General features: G+C 59.6%; 13 protein-coding genes. 9 read left to right on the forward strand and 4 right to left on the reverse strand.

Translation table 11 applies throughout. The annotated features are described in order from the left end of the window. The first annotated feature begins 175 nt into the window (after positions 1 to 175). The 4 genes from LA04_RS16390 to LA04_RS16405 all read left to right on the forward strand — a co-directional run bounded on the left by LA04_RS16390 (position 176) and on the right by LA04_RS16405 (position 5,768). Positions 176 to 1,684: an anion permease gene (locus tag LA04_RS16390; RefSeq protein ID WP_023312327.1), complete on the forward strand. Its 1,509-nt coding sequence runs from the start codon at positions 176 to 178 to the stop codon at positions 1,682 to 1,684. A 53-nt stretch (positions 1,685 to 1,737) separates the two neighbouring features. Further along, entirely contained in the window at positions 1,738 to 3,387 is a 1,650-nt protein-coding gene (fumA, locus tag LA04_RS16395) for a class I fumarate hydratase FumA (protein ID WP_047652399.1), read from the forward strand. A 282-nt stretch (positions 3,388 to 3,669) separates the two neighbouring features. Continuing rightward, positions 3,670 to 4,983, forward strand: a complete 1,314-nt coding sequence (locus LA04_RS16400; protein ID WP_047652400.1) for an MFS transporter — start codon at positions 3,670 to 3,672, stop codon at positions 4,981 to 4,983. Beyond that, complete coding sequence (locus LA04_RS16405) at positions 4,980 to 5,768, forward strand: substrate-binding domain-containing protein (RefSeq protein WP_047652401.1); 789 nt, start codon at positions 4,980 to 4,982, stop codon at positions 5,766 to 5,768. Before LA04_RS16400 ends, LA04_RS16405 begins: the two co-directional genes overlap by 4 nt. Here the strand turns inward: LA04_RS16405 and LA04_RS16410 are convergent. The 3 genes from LA04_RS16410 to LA04_RS23775 all read right to left on the reverse strand — a co-directional run bounded on the left by LA04_RS16410 (position 5,743) and on the right by LA04_RS23775 (position 8,407). Continuing rightward, positions 5,743 to 6,642: a LysR family transcriptional regulator gene (locus LA04_RS16410; protein WP_047652402.1), complete on the reverse strand. Its 900-nt coding sequence runs from the start codon at positions 6,640 to 6,642 to the stop codon at positions 5,743 to 5,745. The genes LA04_RS16405 and LA04_RS16410 overlap by 26 nt on opposite strands. Positions 6,643 to 6,734: 92 nt before the next feature. Next, on the reverse strand, positions 6,735 to 8,264 hold the full coding sequence (locus LA04_RS16415; protein WP_152594375.1) for a cryptochrome/photolyase family protein: 1,530 nt from the start codon (positions 8,262 to 8,264) through the stop codon (positions 6,735 to 6,737). Continuing rightward, positions 8,261 to 8,407 (reverse strand): DUF2256 domain-containing protein, encoded by a 147-nt coding sequence (locus LA04_RS23775; protein ID WP_072015545.1) that lies wholly within the window; start codon positions 8,405 to 8,407, stop codon positions 8,261 to 8,263. The genes LA04_RS16415 and LA04_RS23775 overlap by 4 nt, the downstream gene beginning before the upstream one ends. A 215-nt stretch (positions 8,408 to 8,622) precedes the next feature. On the opposite strand from LA04_RS23775, the gene mtfA reads away from it, so the two are divergent. Then, on the forward strand, positions 8,623 to 9,420 hold the full coding sequence (gene mtfA / locus LA04_RS16420; RefSeq protein ID WP_047652404.1) for a DgsA anti-repressor MtfA: 798 nt from the start codon (positions 8,623 to 8,625) through the stop codon (positions 9,418 to 9,420). Here mtfA and LA04_RS16425 read toward each other — a convergent pair. Beyond that, positions 9,417 to 10,628 (reverse strand): MFS transporter, encoded by a 1,212-nt coding sequence (locus tag LA04_RS16425; RefSeq protein WP_047652405.1) that lies wholly within the window; start codon positions 10,626 to 10,628, stop codon positions 9,417 to 9,419. The two genes, mtfA and LA04_RS16425, sit on opposite strands and share 4 nt — an antisense overlap. A gap of 138 nt (positions 10,629 to 10,766) precedes the next feature. On the opposite strand from LA04_RS16425, the gene LA04_RS16430 reads away from it, so the two are divergent. From LA04_RS16430 to LA04_RS16445, 4 genes are read left to right on the forward strand one after another with little or no spacing between them, the layout of a single operon-like run. Continuing rightward, a complete protein-coding gene (locus LA04_RS16430) occupies positions 10,767 to 12,509 on the forward strand; it encodes an IucA/IucC family protein (RefSeq protein ID WP_047652406.1) in 1,743 nt (580 codons plus the stop codon). Continuing rightward, entirely contained in the window at positions 12,509 to 13,456 is a 948-nt protein-coding gene (locus LA04_RS16435) for a GNAT family N-acetyltransferase (RefSeq protein WP_047652407.1), read from the forward strand. Before LA04_RS16430 ends, LA04_RS16435 begins: the two co-directional genes overlap by 1 nt. Then, complete coding sequence (gene iucC / locus LA04_RS16440) at positions 13,453 to 15,195, forward strand: IucA/IucC family protein (RefSeq protein ID WP_047652408.1); 1,743 nt, start codon at positions 13,453 to 13,455, stop codon at positions 15,193 to 15,195. Before LA04_RS16435 ends, iucC begins: the two co-directional genes overlap by 4 nt. Next, positions 15,192 to 16,517: a lysine N(6)-hydroxylase/L-ornithine N(5)-oxygenase family protein gene (locus tag LA04_RS16445; RefSeq protein ID WP_047652409.1), complete on the forward strand. Its 1,326-nt coding sequence runs from the start codon at positions 15,192 to 15,194 to the stop codon at positions 16,515 to 16,517. Before iucC ends, LA04_RS16445 begins: the two co-directional genes overlap by 4 nt. The last annotated feature ends 16 nt before the right edge of the window (positions 16,518 to 16,533 follow it).

Genomic DNA, 16,533 nt, shown 5'->3' on the forward strand with positions numbered 1-16,533 from the left:
TCAAAAGCGCAATATAAAAACATCATCATTTTTTAATTTAGCGCACACGAAAACGCGTTAAATCGCTATTACTGAAAAAACATGAAAGCACCTTTAATAACTAAAAAAAGCAAAGAAACTTAAGAAAGTGCTTTTTCAGTGCGACCGAATTTTTGACAACTTAAGACGTGAAACTATGAATACAAAAACTGCTGTAACGCCCCCTGTGGCGAACCAGGCATCAAATGGAAACGCAAAACGATTGCTGATGATGGCGCTACCCGTCATTGTCGCCGTACTGCTGCTGTTTGTTCCCGTTCCTGAAGGCTTGCCGCCTTACGCATGGCACTACTTCGCCATCTTTGTCGGCGTGATCGTCGGTCTGATCTTCGAACCGTTGCCGGGTGCGGTGATCGGCCTGACCGGCGTGGTCGCCATTGCCCTCTGCAGCCAGTGGGTGCTGTTCAGCCCCGATCAGTTGGCTGATCCGAAATTCAAGCTGGCGGGCGCCTCCTTTAAGTGGGCGGTGAGCGGATTTGGTAACTCTACCGTCTGGCTGATTTTCGGTGCCTTTATGTTCGCCGCAGGCTATGACAAAACCCGCTTCGGCCGCCGTCTGGCGCTGATTCTGGTGAAGTACCTCGGCCGTCGCAGCCTCACGCTCGGTTACGCAATTACGTTTGCTGACCTGCTGCTGGCACCGTTCACCCCGTCCAACACCGCGCGCAGCGGCGGAACTATCTACCCGATTATCGCTAACCTGCCGCCGCTGTACGGTTCAAAACCCAACGACCCAAGCGCGCGTAAGATTGGTTCGTACCTGATGTGGGTGGCGATCACCGCGGCCTGTATCACCAGCTCAATGTTCCTCTCCGCCCTCGCGCCAAACCTGCTGGCCCTGGCGCTGGTGAAAAGTACGGTTGGGATTGATATCTCCTGGGGCACCTGGTTCCTCGCCTTCCTGCCGCTGGGTATCCTGCTGATTCTGACCATGCCGCTGCTGGCCTACTGGTTCTACCCACCTGAAGTCAAAGTGAATAACGAAGTGCCGCTGTGGGCGACCCGCGAGCTGGAAAAACTCGGCAAACTGTCCCGCAACGAAATTCTGCTGCTGGTGTTCGTGTGCTGTGCGCTGCTGATGTGGATCTTCGCTGCCGCGTGGATTGAGCCTGCCATGGCGGCCCTGCTTATCGTCGGTCTGATGCTGTGGACCGGCGTGCTGGAGTGGAACGATATCACCGGTAACAAGGCCGCATGGAACACCTTCGTCTGGTTCGCCACCCTGGTGGCACTGGCGGATGGCCTCTCCTCCACCGGCTTTATCAGCTGGTTAGGTAAAGAAGGCGGCCTGCTGATGAGCGGTATCTCTCCGGGCGTAGCGACCATCGTCCTGCTGCTGGCGTTCTACCTGCTGCACTACCTGTTTGCCAGCACCACCGCGCACACCACGGCGCTGCTGCCGGCGATGCTGACCATCGCCTCCACCATTCCGGGCATGAATATGGAAGTGTTCGTTCTGCTGATGGTGACCTCGCTGGGCGTGATGGGGATCATCACCCCGTACGGTACTGGCCCAAGCCCGATTTACTACGGTAGCGGCTACCTGCCAACCAAAGACTACTGGCGCCTCGGCACCATCTTCGGTGCCATCTTCCTGGCGGCCCTGCTGCTGATTGGTTATCCGTGGATGTCCATGATGTTCTGATTCCTGACCGCCGGACTTCTCCTCCGGCGGTTTTATTTTTGTGGAGCAATACTATGTCGAATAAACCATTTTTTTATCAGAACCCCTTCCCTCTCGCGCACGATGACACCGAATACTACCTGCTGACCAAAGAGCACGTTTCCGTTGCCGAATTCGACGGTCAGGAAGTGCTGAAAGTGGAGCCGGAAGCCCTGACCCTGCTGGCGCAGCAGGCCTTCCACGATGCCGCGTTTATGCTGCGTCCTTCCCATCAGAAGCAGGTTGCCGCGATCCTGAACGACCCGGAGGCCAGCCAGAACGACAAATACGTTGCCCTGCAGTTCCTGCGTAACTCTGAAATTGCCGCAAAAGGCGTGCTGCCAACCTGCCAGGATACCGGCACCGCGATCATCATGGGTAAAAAAGGTCAGCGCGTCTGGACCGGGGGCGGTGACGAAGCGGCGCTGAGCCAGGGCGTGTATAACACCTACATTGAAGACAACCTGCGCTACTCCCAGAATGCGGCGCTGGATATGTATAAAGAGGTGAATACCGGCACCAACCTGCCCGCGCAGATCGATCTCTACAGCGTGGACGGGGACGAATACAAATTCCTGTGCATGGCAAAAGGCGGCGGTTCTGCCAACAAAACCTACCTCTATCAGGAAACCAAAGCGCTGATCACCCCGGCGAAGCTGAAAAACTACCTGGTTGAGAAGATGCGCACTCTGGGCACTGCGGCCTGCCCGCCTTACCATATCGCATTTGTGATTGGCGGTACGTCAGCGGAAGCCACGCTGAAAACCGTGAAGCTCGCTTCCACGCGCTACTACGACGCGCTGCCGACGGAAGGTAATGAACACGGCCAGGCGTTCCGCGACGTTCAGCTCGAACAGGAACTGCTTCAGGAAGCGCAGAACCTAGGCCTCGGCGCGCAGTTCGGCGGCAAATACTTCGCCCACGATATCCGCGTGATCCGCCTGCCGCGCCACGGCGCCTCCTGCCCAATCGGCATGGGCGTCTCCTGCTCCGCAGACCGCAACATCAAAGCGAAAATCAACCGCGACGGGATCTGGATTGAGAAGCTGGAACACAACCCGGGCCAGTATATTCCTGAATCACTGCGCCAGCAGGGCGAAGGCGACGTGGTGAGCATCAATCTGGACAAGCCGATGAATGAGATCCTGGCGCAGCTTTCCGCGCACCCGGTTTCTACCCGCCTGTCGCTGAACGGGACCATCATCGTGGCGCGCGATATTGCCCACGCGAAGCTGAAAGAACTGCTCGACAACGGTGAAGAACTGCCGCAGTACGTTAAAGACCATCCGATCTACTACGCAGGCCCGGCCAAAACGCCGGAAGGCTACGCGTCTGGCTCGCTCGGCCCGACCACGGCGGGCCGTATGGACTCGTATGTGGACTTACTGCAATCCCACGGCGCGAGCATGATTATGCTGGCAAAAGGCAACCGCAGCCAGCAGGTGACGGACGCCTGCCATAAGCACGGCGGTTTCTACCTGGGCAGCATTGGCGGCCCGGCAGCGGTATTGGTGCAAAACAGCATTAAGAGCCTGGAATGCGTCGCGTATCCGGAGCTGGGAATGGAAGCAATCTGGAAAATTGAAGTCGAGAACTTCCCGGCGTTTATCCTGGTGGATGACAAAGGCAACGATTTCTTCCAGCAGATCCAGAACAAACAGTGCGCGGGTTGTTCACAGCGCTAGGTTGAGACAGGCCGGGTGGCGCAACGCTGCCCGGCAGTTGCAGACAGACATGCGCCTGCGTCATGTCACAAAACCGTGATATCAGCCACTTAGCAAAAAGTGGTGAATAAAAAATCAATTAATTGTTAAGTTATTGTTGTCATTAATTGTATTTATCCCGCGAAGGCTATTCATGCAAAACGTGCATCAGCCGATGCGGCATTTGCGCTTATCTATTTCCTCATCCTGATCCAGTTTTCAAAAACAGACGCGTAAAACGTCAACAATAAACTGGAGATAACCATGTTTTCCTCAACCTCACCTGCAACCGTACGCTCGAAAGCGGGCGCCATACTCCGCGTGACGTCCGGCAACTTTCTTGAGCAGTTCGATTTCTTTCTGTTCGGCTTCTATGCCACCTACATCGCCCACACGTTCTTCCCGGCGAGCAGTGAATTTGCGTCGCTGATGATGACCTTCGCCGTCTTCGGCGCGGGCTTCTTGATGCGTCCAATAGGCGCCATCGTGCTTGGCGCGTATATCGACAAGGTGGGGCGCAGAAAGGGGCTAATCGTCACGCTTTCCATCATGGCGGCGGGGACGTTCCTGATCGTGCTTATCCCCTCTTATCAAAGCATCGGTCTGTGGGCGCCGCTGCTGGTGCTGACGGGCCGTCTGCTGCAGGGCTTTTCCGCCGGTGCGGAGCTTGGAGGCGTCTCGGTTTATCTGGCTGAAATCGCCACGCCGGGCCGCAAAGGGTTTTACACCAGCTGGCAGTCCGGCAGCCAGCAGGTCGCCATTATGGTCGCCGCGGCGATGGGCTTTGCCCTGAATGCCCTGATGGAGGAGAGCGCCATTCGCGAATGGGGCTGGCGCATCCCGTTCCTGTTCGGCTGTTTAATCGTGCCGTTTATCTTTTTCCTGCGCCGCAAGCTGGAGGAGACGGAAGAGTTCAGCGCGCGCCACCAGCATCTCGAGATGCGTCAGGTCTTTAAAACGCTGCTTGGCAACTGGCAGGTGGTGGTCGCAGGCATGCTGATGGTGGCGATGACCACCACCGCGTTCTACCTCATCACCGTCTACGCCCCCACCTTTGGCAAAAAGGTGCTGATGCTCAGCGCCTCGGACAGCCTGCTGGTCACCCTGCTGGTGGCGATTTCTAACTTCATCTGGCTGCCGGTGGGCGGCGCGCTGTCGGATCGCTTCGGGCGCAAGCCGGTGCTGATTGCCATGGCCCTGCTGGCGCTGGCGACCAGCTACCCTGCGCTGACGCTGCTGGCGAGCGTCCCCAGCTTCTCCATGATGCTGAGCGTGCTGCTGTGGCTCTCCTTCCTCTACGGCCTGTACAACGGCGCGATGATCCCGGCCCTGACGGAGATTATGCCTGCTGAAGTGCGCGTGGCGGGTTTCTCTCTGGCTTACAGCCTGGCAACGGCGGTCTTTGGCGGCTTTACCCCGGTCATGTCCACCGCGCTGATCGAATACACCGGTGACAAAGCCTCGCCTGGCTACTGGATGAGTTTCGCTGCCGTGTGTGCCCTGCTGGCCACGCTCTACCTCTACCGCCGCCGCGCGGTATCGCTGCAAAACACCGTCAAGTCACAGGGGGCAGTATGAAACGCACCTATCGCTTTACCGCCAGCGCGCTGGTGCTGACGCTCCTGAGCGTGAATGCCTGTGCTCAGGACGTGAAGGTCATGATTTCAGGCGGCTTCAAGGCCGCCCTGGAAAAGCTGGCCCCGGACTATGAACGCCGGACCGGGGATAAAATCGTGATTATCCCCGGCCCCTCAATGGGCGCTACGCCGCAGGCGATCCCAAACCGACTGGCGCGCGGCGAGAAAGCCGACGTGGTGATTATGGTGGGCGATGCGCTGGAGAAGCTCGAAAAAGCCGGCCAGACCCAGCCGGGTTCGCGAACCGAACTCGCGGACTCCCCCGTCGGCATGGTGGTGAAAAAAGGGGCGGATGTCCCTGATATCAGCAGCGAGGCGGCTCTGCGTAAAACGCTACTTCAGGCCAGCTCCATCGCCTACTCTGACAGCGCCAGCGGCAGGTACGTCAGCCAGACGTTGTTCAAAAAAATGGGGATTGAAAAAGAGGTGGCAGGTAAAGCGACAATGGTCGAGCGTATCCCGGTCGCCTCAGAAGTGGCGAAAGGAAAATACGCCGTCGGTTTCCAGCAGGTCAGCGAGCTGCTGCCGATTCAGGGCGTCACCTTTATCGGGAAAATCCCGGATAATCTGCAGTACATCACGCGGTTCGCGGGTGCGGTCACCCGTCACGCAGAACATCCCGCGGAGGGGAAAGCGCTGCTGACCTATCTCGCCTCACCGCCCTCCAGGGCCGTCATCCAGAAGACGGGGATGATCCCCGTTACGTCCGGCGATACTGCTCGGTGATCTGCTTTTCCAGTTCAGCCGCAATGTAGGACTGGATACGCCCCCGGCGCCGGATAAGCCCCACGGTGCGTTTCACTTCCGGCGCCACCAGCGGCAGATGCGTCAGCAGCGTGTGCTCTGACGTCGGCATCGACATGGCGGGAACGGCAGCAATGCCGATCCCCGCCTCTACCATGCCGAGCATCGTGGTAACGTGACGCGTTTCGCAGACGCTCGGGCGTTCGGGAACGATATCCCCCAGCATCCGATCGAGCAGGTTACGGTTACCTGACGTTTTATCGAGGGAGATATAATCCTGCTGGTAAAAGGCCTGCCACGTCAGATGACTCTTCTGCGCCAGGGGGTGATCCTTTCGGCACGCCGCAACATAGACATCCTCCACCAGCGGGAAAAATTCGATTTCGGACGGCAGGTTTCCTGCGAAGCTGATGCCAAAATCCGCCTGGCTTCGGGCCACGGCGTCAATCACATTCCCCGCGCTGCTGTCGATGAGCTTAATGCGAACGCGCGGATAGCGAGACTGAAAACGACGGATCACATCGGGCATAAAGTAACAGGCCGCAGAAGGGACCGTAGCAACCGTGATTAGCCCCGTCCGCTCTTCGCTGACCTTATCGACATCCGCCAGCATTGACTCAACGTTGTCGAGCAGCTGCGCGGAGCGTTCAGCAAAGTTTTGCCCGTATAGCGTTAAGGCCACGCGGCGAGTGGTACGGTCAAACAGCCGGTTTCCCAGCGCGGCTTCCAGCTTTTCAATCCTGCGGCTCAGCGCCGACTGGGATAAGCAGATAGATTCAGCAGCGACACGGAAGTTACCGTATTCCACTAACGCTCTGAAAGCATAAAGATCGTTAAGGTCAAAATTCACGGGCATGGCGTCTGGATGTCCTGTCAGGGAATACGCAACAAAGTCAAAAATAATAGCGTCTTATTGACCCACCGCAACCGGCGCGGTGGTGAAATACGTCAGAGCTCGTTGAGATGCAGGCGAATATACCCGGCGCGATCGGCAATGGCCTGCCGCTCCTCTTCCTTCATGTCCGCAAGCTGTTTAAAGACAATGCCCAGCCGGGGATTGTTACCCAGACGCGCCTGGTTGCGAGCAAAGAAATCCCAGTAAAGGGCATTGAAGGGGCACGCCAGCTCTCCGGTACGCTGGCTGTGTTGATACCGGCATCCCTGACAGTAGTTACTCATCTTATGAATATACGACGCGCTTGAGACGTAGGGCTTACTGGCCAGCAATCCGCCATCGCCAAACTGGCTCATGCCGAGGGTATTGGGCAGCTCCACCCATTCAAAGGCATCAATATAGACCCCCAGATACCATTCATGAACCGCCTGCGGCGACAGGCCGCTGAGCAGGCTAAAGTTTCCGATGACCATCAGGCGCTGGATATGGTGGGCGTAAGCCTCGGTGAGCGACTGTCCAACGGCATGCGCCAGGCAGCGCATCTGCGTCCTGCCGGTCCAGAACCAGTCCGGCAGCGGGGCGTGCTGGTCTAAGGCATTCAGTTCCCGATAGCCCGGCATCTGCGACCAGTAAATCCCGCGCACGTATTCCCGCCAGCCGAGAATTTGTCGAATAAACCCTTCAACGGCTGGCAGCGGCGCATGGCCCGAACGCCATGCCTGCTCGGCGGCAGCCACCACTTCCCGCGGATTAAGCATTTTGGTATTCAGCGCGAATGAAATTAACGAGTGGAAAAGAAAAGGCTCCTCAGCGTGCATCGCGTCCTGCCAGGCGCCGAACTGGGGGAGCACGTGAGCGATAAATTCATCCAGCCTGGCTTTGGCCTCCGAACGGTTGAGCGGCCAGCGAAAATTCCCGGCCTGCGGTTCGCCGAAGGTCTTTACGCCGCAGCGTTGGATCTCCGACCATAAGGCTGAATAATCGTGGCTGGGACGCGCGTCCCCCAGCGCGGGAGGCTCGCCGGACCAGCGTTTGCGGTTTTCGGCATCAAAATTCCATTTTCCCCCTTCCGGCTCGCCTTCTGAGGTTAACAGTATGCCGTGCTGACGACGCATTTCCCGGTAAAAGTACTCCATTCGCCAGCTTTTGCGTGGCGCAAAGAACGCGCTCACCTGTCCACGGGTGGTGAAGAAATGCTCGCTGCTGACGCAGGCCGTTTCGACGGACGCCGCTCTCGCCCACGCCTGCAGCTGCGTATCCAGGCGCCATTCGTCGGGATCCTGCCATATCACCCTGTCGGCGCCGTAATGCGCGACCAGCGCGTTGAGATTGTCTTCCAGCGCGCCGCGGTTTGAGCCGTCAGAAAGCCGGACATACCTCACCCGATGCCCCTTCTCTTTTAACGCAGAGGCAAACGCGCGCATGGCGGCAAAAATGGCGATCACTTTCTGGGCGTGATGAAGCACGTACGCGGTTTCTGCCCGCAGCTCCAGCATCACGTAAATGACGTTCGGATTACAGGCATCAAACCAGCTGTGGTGCGGATTAAGCTGATCGCCGAGGATCAGGCGCAGTTCGGTCAACGGTGGCTCCTGCGACAACGCTCCGAACAGTATTTGACCTCATCCCAACATTTCGCCCATTTTTTGCGCCACGTCATGGGCCGCTGGCACTGCGCGCACGCTCGGCTGGGCAGGTTCTGCTTGTTACCTTTGAAATCGCTCATCTTTTCAATACCGTACTGATTTCTTCACTAAACCTGTGGATTAACGCTACGACAGACTTCACAAAATGAAGGTGATGCCCGTAAACCGCTACCCACCGCTACGTACGAATGATAGTTTATTCAGGCTGGAATTGTCGCAGTGAGCGATTTTCTGGCATCTTAACCGAACCTGACTTTCCCATTTTTGTTCAAGTGACGAGTTTGCGAGCAAAGCGATGATAAAGTGGCCCTGGAAAACGAATGAAGCTGGCCGGGATATGGCGCTGCCATGGGATGACGCGCTGACGATCCCGGTTCTGGCTAACCTAAACCCGGATGAACAAGCGAAACTGGTTCAGCTGGCGGATCGTTTTTTACAGCAAAAACGCCTGGTTCCACTGCAGGGTTTCGAACTCGATCCCCTGAAAAACGCGCGCATCGCCCTGCTTTTCTGTCTGCCGGTGCTGGAATTGGGTATCGAGTGGCTGGATGGCTTCCACGAAGTGCTGATCTATCCGGCCCCCTTTATCGTCGATGACGAGTGGGAAGATGACATCGGGCTGGTGCACAACCAGCGCGTGGTGCAGTCCGGACAAAGCTGGCAGCAGGGGCCGATTATCCTCAACTGGCTCGACATTCAGGACTCGTTCGATGCGTCCGGTTTTAATCTGGTTATCCATGAAGTGGCGCATAAGCTCGACACCCGCAACGGCGATCGCGCCAGCGGTGTCCCTCTTATCCCGCTTCGTGAAGTGGCCGGATGGGAGCACGACCTGCATGCGGCGATGGAGAATATCCAGGATGAGATAGACCTGGTCGGCGAAAGCGCGGCCAGCATTGACGCCTATGCGGCAACCGACCCGGCCGAGTGCTTTGCGGTGCTCTCGGAGTATTTCTTCAGCGCGCCCGAGCTCTTCGCGCCCCGTTTCCCGGCGCTGTGGCAGCGTTTCTGCCAGTTTTATCAGCAGGATCCCCTGCAGCGTCTGCGGCAAAATGAGGAGTCTGGCGGCCATTCCTCCCGCCAGATCCATTAAGGCTTTTCAGAAGGGGTCCGCTCGGTTGACCGTACCCCTATGCTCAACGCTAAAAACAGCACTGCCATTCCCCATGCGGCCAGCGTCAAAAACTGCTCGCCGTAAAAGCGCGTCACCACAGGCACCAGCAGCGCGCTGACGCCGTAGCCTAACGTGTGGCTGGTGGCGATGACGCCCGCCCCTTTCCCGGTGGTCAGCCTGTCGTTCAGCAGAAGCTGGTAGCCCGGCGTGGCCATCGCCGCCCCGAGTGAAGTGATAACAATTCCCACGTAGAACAGCGTTAAACCGGCGACGGTCATCAGCCCAAGCCCTGCGACCATCAGCACCGCCGCGATGCAGAGCAACGTCACCGGAGTGAAATGCTGCGGGCGGACCACCAGAAACTGCGCCGCGAGCGTGGCCAGCGCGGCCAGGCTCAGCAGAAGCGCAACATGATGGCTGATCTCCCGGGCGTTGCCCCCCAGCAGAGGGCTAAGATGCGGTGACAGGCCAAGCTGCATCAGGCTGACCAGCGCCGCCAGCAGCAGCGCCAGCAGCAGGAACGGCAGCATCGAGGCCTGCAGCCGGGTCGCCTGGTGTGCGACCGGCGGCAGCGGCGGGTCTGCGGCTTCGCGAAGCACCAGCAGCAGCGCGATTAACGGCGCGATCGCCATCAGCCAGAGCGGCGCCACCGGGCTGACGCTGAGCATCAGCGCCGCCAGCGGCGGGCCGAGCAAACGTCCGCAGCTGAGGCCGGAGCTTATCGTCGCCAGCGCCGCCATTCTCTTCTCCAGCCCCGCGCGCTGAATCGCCCACGTCTGGGCCGCAGGCACCAGCCCCGAGACCGTCAGTCCGTAAAGCAGACGTGAAAGAATCAGCCCCGCCAGTCCCCAGACGGTATCCAGCCTCCCGGCCGCCATCGCCCAGACCACCAGCGCCATCACAACAAAACTGGCCAGATAGCCGCTCAGCGAGGCCAGCATCACGGCCTTACATCCCCGCCGCTCGCTCTGGCGCCCCCACCAGGGCGAGGCCGGTAAAAAGAGCATGGATCCGAACATCAACAGCCCGGCCCAGACCGAGAGCGACAGCCCGGTCAGGGTCACCAGCTGCGGGAGCATCACCAGCAGGCCGTTTTGCCCGATACCTAATAAACCCGCACATAGCGCCAGGGGCCAGTTGGCTTTTGAGGCGGCGTTTTCGGTCAATGTTTCTGAGTCAGCGCGCATGAGAATGTGAACATAGTGTCAATAAATGTGTGGAAATTATGAAGTTTATGAAAACAAATATTGCAAAAATGGTTGCGACTGTAAACAGAATGAATATCATAACGAGAATTATTATCAATCACGGAATGAGGTACACCTATGCGTGCTCTGCCCCGCTCTGCCGGTACAGACGTTGCAGCCCAGTGTTTTTTGAACGCCCTGTTGCGCGAAACGAAGGACTGGCGCTATCTCCCCGCTACCGATGCGGATGCGCTATCTGAGATCCATATCCCGCTCTCACAAACCCAGGCGCTTCGGGTTCCGGTACGCTATTTCTCTCCCACCCAGCATCATCAGTACCGTTTCCCGGCAACGCTTATTCAGAGCAACAGCGATGAGGGTGACGCCGTCACATTCGATCAACTTATTGATTTAATTATTGAAAAGCCGTCAGTAAAAGGCTCACTGGATGCCGATACGCTGGGGCGTTTTAAGCAGCGCGTTCTCGAAAGCCATGCGCACACCTGGCAGGCGATCGATCTGCGCCACGGCTGGGCAAACCTGCGCGATAAGCCGCTGACGTTTGCCGAAGCGGAACAGGCGCTGCTGGTCGGCCATGCGTTTCACCCGGCGCCGAAGTCGCACGAGCCGTTCAACGAAACCGAGGCGCGTCGCTATCTGCCCGATTTCGCCTCGCGTTTCCCGCTGCGCTGGTTTGCCGTTGAGAGCACGCTCGTTGCCGGCGACAGCCTGAACGTCTCCCTGCGCGAGCGTCTGCTGCGCTTCGCGGCCCAGAGCGCGCCTGAGCTGCTCGGCCACTTCACCGACACCCGCTGGCTGCTGCCGATGCACCCGTGGCAGGCCGACTATCTGCTGGAGCAGGAGTGGTGCCAGCGTCTGGCGGAAATCGGTTCATTGCAGGACCTGGGTGAAGCGGGCGCACAGTGGCTGCCCACCAGCTCCTCCCGCTCGCTGTACAGCGAAACCAACAGCGACATGATTAAGTTCTCCCTCAGCGTGCGCCTGACCAACTCCGTGCGCACGCTGTCGGTCAAAGAAGTTAAGCGCGGAATGCGCCTGGCGCGCCTGGCGAAAACGGAACGCTGGCAAGATTTACAGGCACGCTACCCGACCATGCGCGTGATGCAGGAGGACGGCTGGGCCGGGCTGCGTGACGAAAGGGGCGTTATTCAGGGAGAGAGCCTGATGGCCCTGCGCGTTAATCTGCTGTTCGATACGCCAGAGACCCAGACCAACGTGCTGGTGAGCCTGACCCAGGCCGCGCCGGACGGCGGCGACAGCCTGCTGGCCGCGGCGGTGCGCCGTCTCAGCCAGCGTCTCAATTTACCGCTCGCCCGGGCCGCCCGCTGCTGGCTGGACGCCTACTGCGACCGCGTATTACTTCCGCTGTTCAGCGCCGAGGCGGACTACGGTCTGGTCCTGCTGGCGCACCAGCAAAATATCCTCGTTGAGATGCAGCAGGATTTCCCCGTCGGGCTTATCTACCGCGACTGCCAGGGCAGCGCGTGGACCGAAGGGGCCGACGCGTGGCTGAAAGAGACGGGCGAAACGGAGGTGGAAAACCGCTTCGGTGAGAGCCAGCTGCTGCGCTACTTCCCTTATTACCTGCTGCTGAACTCTACCCTTGCCGTCACCGCCGCCCTTGCCGCCGCCGGTTTTGACAGCGAGGAGAGCCTGATGTCCCGCGTGCGCGACGCGCTGGCCGAACTGCGCAGCACGGCGAAGCAGACCCGCTGCCTCGACTACGTCCTCGACAGCCCGACCTGGAACTGCAAAGGCAACTTCTTCTGCTACCTGCACGATCGCAATGAAAACACCATCGTCGATCCGGCGGTGATCTATTTCGACTTTAGCAACCCGTTTTACAAGGAGAAGGCGTAATGACCATCGCGAATATCGTCCATTCCGGCTACGGCTTTCGCTGCACCGCAACGGATCGCGCGCTGCCGCTGACGTTGGGTCTCGACGGCAGCGCGGTGCTGGAGCGTCTGAATGGGATCCCGGACGGCTGGCTGGTCGAAGCACTCGATCAGCTGTTTGTTGCCGCACCCGCGCTGACCGGCATTACCCTGCCCTGGGCGACCTGGCAGGATGACCCCCAGGCGCAGGCGCTGTTTAGCCTGGCCCACGGGGACTATCTGGCACGCGAAACCTTCTGGCAGCTGCCGCTGTGGCTGAAAGGCGAACGGCCGCAGGCCAGCGGCGGGATGCAGTTTGATGAGAGCCGTCAGCTGTATTTCCCGCTGCGTCCTCACCGCCCGCAGGGCGAAGTATACCGTCGCTACGATCCGCAAATTAAGCGCACCCTCAGCTTCCGCGTGGCCGACGTAGCGCTGGACGGCGAACGCTTTACCCAATGGATGAACAACCCGCGCGTGAACGCCTTCTGGGAGATGGCGGGCCCGCAGGCCGAGCAGGAAAACTACCTGCGCCGTCAGCTTGACTCCACCTACTGCTTCCCGGTGATCGGCTGCTTCGACGACCAGCCGTTCGGCTATTTTGAGCTCTACTGGGCGGCGGAAGACCGCATTGGCCGCCACTACCGCTGGCAGCCGTTTGACCGCGGGCTGCACATGCTGGTGGGCGAAGAGAACTGGCGCGGCGCGCAGTACATCCGCAGCTGGCTGCGCGGCCTGAGCCACTATCTGTATCTCGATGAACCGCGCACCGCGCGCATCGTCGCCGAGCCGCGCTTCGACAACCAGCGTCTGTTCCGCCATCTGGCCTCCGCCGGTTTTGAGACGATGAAAGAGTTCGACTTCCCGCACAAGCGCTCGCGCCTGATCATGAGCCAGCGTCACCGCTTCTTCAGCGAGGTGGGCCTGTGAACGCGCTCTGGCAGAAAGTGAACCGCGAGATGGTGGCAAAGATCCTCGCCGAGCTGGAATACGAACGCACCCTGCGCGCTGAGCCGGTTTCGTCGGACGGCTGGCGCATCGCCATGGGCAGCGAGTCCTGGCAGTTTCGCGCCACGCGCGGGATCTGGGGCTGGCTGCATATCGACCCGGACAGCCTGATCGCCGCCAGCGGCGAGGCCGTCGAAGCGGAAAAGGCACTGCTGCAGCTGGCGACGGTGCTGGAGATGAGCGACGCGCAAACGGCAGAGCATATGGAAGATCTCTACGCCACGCTGCGCGGCGACATGCAGCTGCTGCAGGCGCGTGAAGCGCTGGACGCGGACGCGCTGATCCAGCTCGACCCGGACGAATTACAGTGTCTGATGAGCGGTCACCCGAAATTTATTTTCAACAAAGGCCGCCGCGGCTGGGGCCTGGACGCGCTGCGTCAGTACGCGCCTGAGTATCGCGGACGTTTTCGTCTGCACTGGGTTGCCGTTCAGCGGGAGCATCTGGTCTGGAGCAGCGACGCCGATTGCGACATTCACACTCTGCTGGCGAGCGCCATGGACAACGCCGAGCGCGCCCGCTTTGACGCCCGCTGGCAGGCGCTGGGTCTTGACGACAGCTGGCTGCCGGTGCCGCTGCACCCGTGGCAGTGGCAGCAGAAGATTGCCGTTCATTTCCTGGCCCAGCTGGCGCGCGGAGAGATGGTTGAGCTGGGCGAATTTGGCGACGAGTATCTGGCGCAGCAGTCCCTGCGCACGCTCACCAACGCCAGCCGTCGCGCACCATATGACATCAAGCTTCCGCTGACCATCTACAACACCTCCTGCTATCGCGGCATTCCGGGCAAATATATTGCCGCCGGGCCGCTGGCCTCGCGCTGGCTGCAGCAGCAGTTCGCTACCGACGCCACGCTTGCCCGCTCTGGCGCGCAGGTGCTTGGCGAACCCGCCGCCGGTTATCTGTCGCATCCGGGCTATTCGGCTCTGCCGAAAGCGCCCTACCGCTATCAGGAGATGCTGGGGGTGATCTGGCGCGAGAACCCGTCCTGTTATTTAGAAGACGGTGAACAGGCGGTGCTGATGGCCGCGCTGATGGAGACCGATAACGCCGGGCGCCCGCTGATCGACGCGTGGATTAAACGCTCGGGGCTAAGCGCCGACGCGTGGCTGGAAAAGCTGTTTGAGGCAACGGTGATCCCGTTCTATCACCTGCTCTGCCGCTACGGCGTGGCGCTGATCGCCCACGGCCAGAACGTGACGCTGGTGATGAAGGATTACGTCCCGCAGCGCATCCTGCTGAAAGATTTCCAGGGCGACATGCGCCTGGTGGATGAAGATTTCCCGCAGGCACAGACCCTGCCGGAACAGGTGAAAGCCGTCACGGCGCGCCTGAACGCGGATTACATTATTCACGACCTGCAAACCGGTAATTTTGTGACGGTGCTGCGCTTTATCTCGCGCCTCACGCTGCAATGCGGCGTGAGCGAAACGCGCTTCTACAAGATTCTGGCCGGGGTTTTACGGGAGTATATGGCGGCGCACGCGGATCTGGCAGAACGCTTCGCGAAGTTCGACCTGTTTAAGCCGCAGATTATTCGCGTGATCCTCAACCCGGTCAAACTGACCTTCTCCGAACACGACGGCGGCAGCCGCATGCTGCCTAACTACGTCACCGACCTTGATAACCCTCTTTTTCTGGCCTCACGGGAGTCAGCGCAATGAAAACCTATGATTTCATCGGCATTGGTATTGGCCCGTTTAACCTCAGCATCGCCGCTCTGGCCGAAGGGCTGGACGGCTTTAGCTCGCTGTTCCTCGAGCGTAAACCGCACTTCTCCTGGCACCCGGGAATGATGGTGCCGGACTGCCACATGCAGACCAGCTTCCTGAAGGATCTGGTCAGCGCCGTGGAGCCCACCAACCGCCACAGCTTCCTGAACTACCTGGTGCAGCGCAAAAAGTTCTACCGCTTCCTGACCACCGAGCAGCGCACCGTCTCCCGCGAGGAGTTTGCGGACTACCTGTGCTGGGCGGCGGAAAATCTCACCAATCTCTCCTTCAGCCAGCAGGTGCAGCAGGTGAGCTTTGATGAGAAAAGCGGCCTGTTTGAGGTAGTGACCCAGCGCGACCGCTTCCTGGCGCGCCACGTCTGCGTGGGGATTGGCAAACAGATCAACCTGCCCGACTGCGTCACCGCGCAGGACGATACCTGCTTCCACGCCAGCGAGATGATGCTGCGCACACCGGATCTCGCGGGCAAGCGCGTCACCGTCGTCGGCGGCGGCCAGAGCGGGGCCGACCTGTTCCTGAATATCTTCCGCGGCGAATGGGGCCAGCCGCTGAGCCTGAACTGGGTATCGCGCCGCAATAACTACAACGCGCTGGATGAAGCCGCCTTTGCCAACGAGTACTTCACGCCGGAGTACGTGGACAGCTTCTCCACCCTCGGCGATGAGGCCCGTCGTCAGATGCTGCACGAGCAGAAGATGACGTCCGACGGGATCACCACCGAATCCCTGCTGGCGATTTATCGCGCCATGTACCACCGCTTCGAAGTGCTGCGTGAAAAACCCTGGGCACACCTGATGCCGTCCCGCTCGGTGACGGCGCTGACGCGCCAGGAAAACGGCCATCGCATGAGCATTCAGCATCACCTCGACGGCGGCCGCGAGCAGCTTGAGAGCGACGTGGTGATTTTCGCCACCGGCTACCGCGCCGTGCAGCCCGCGTTCCTCGCGCCGCTGTCTCACCGCCTGCATCTGGATACGGACGAAGCCTTCTGCATTAACAACGATTTCACCCTCGAATGGGACGGTCCGCAGAGCAACCGCCTGTTCGCCGTGAATGCCGGGATGCACCGTCTCGGCATTGCCGAACCCCAGCTCAGCCTGATGGCCTGGCGCGCGGCGCGAATTCTTAATCGCGCACATGCCGACGAGCCGTTTGAGCTGGCTACTACACCCGGCGTTATCCACTGGCGCAGCACCACCAGCCCGGAGAACAGCCCGGTTTTTAAATCGTTAGCAAAAACCACCGAGTACTGACACACACAATCAGGAT

It is taken from the genome of Enterobacter sp. UCD-UG_FMILLET (assembly GCF_000762975.1).
Lineage (GTDB): Bacteria > Pseudomonadota > Gammaproteobacteria > Enterobacterales > Enterobacteriaceae > Enterobacter > Enterobacter dykesii.

Bases quoted from the DNA above. Each gene is read 5' to 3' on its own strand.
- LA04_RS16390 (WP_023312327.1), top strand. From the start codon at position 176: ATGAATACAAAAACTGCTGTAACGCCCCCTGTGGCGAACCAGGCATCA.
- fumA (WP_047652399.1), top strand. From the start codon at position 1,738: ATGTCGAATAAACCATTTTTTTATCAGAACCCCTTCCCTCTCGCGCAC.
- LA04_RS16400 (WP_047652400.1), top strand. From the start codon at position 3,670: ATGTTTTCCTCAACCTCACCTGCAACCGTACGCTCGAAAGCGGGCGCC.
- LA04_RS16405 (WP_047652401.1), top strand. From the start codon at position 4,980: ATGAAACGCACCTATCGCTTTACCGCCAGCGCGCTGGTGCTGACGCTC.
- LA04_RS16410 (WP_047652402.1), bottom strand. From the start codon at position 6,642: ATGCCCGTGAATTTTGACCTTAACGATCTTTATGCTTTCAGAGCGTTA.
- LA04_RS23775 (WP_072015545.1), bottom strand. From the start codon at position 8,407: ATGAGCGATTTCAAAGGTAACAAGCAGAACCTGCCCAGCCGAGCGTGC.
- mtfA (WP_047652404.1), top strand. From the start codon at position 8,623: ATGATAAAGTGGCCCTGGAAAACGAATGAAGCTGGCCGGGATATGGCG.
- LA04_RS16425 (WP_047652405.1), bottom strand. From the start codon at position 10,628: ATGCGCGCTGACTCAGAAACATTGACCGAAAACGCCGCCTCAAAAGCC.
- LA04_RS16430 (WP_047652406.1), top strand. From the start codon at position 10,767: ATGCGTGCTCTGCCCCGCTCTGCCGGTACAGACGTTGCAGCCCAGTGT.
- LA04_RS16435 (WP_047652407.1), top strand. From the start codon at position 12,509: ATGACCATCGCGAATATCGTCCATTCCGGCTACGGCTTTCGCTGCACC.
- LA04_RS16445 (WP_047652409.1), top strand. From the start codon at position 15,192: ATGAAAACCTATGATTTCATCGGCATTGGTATTGGCCCGTTTAACCTC.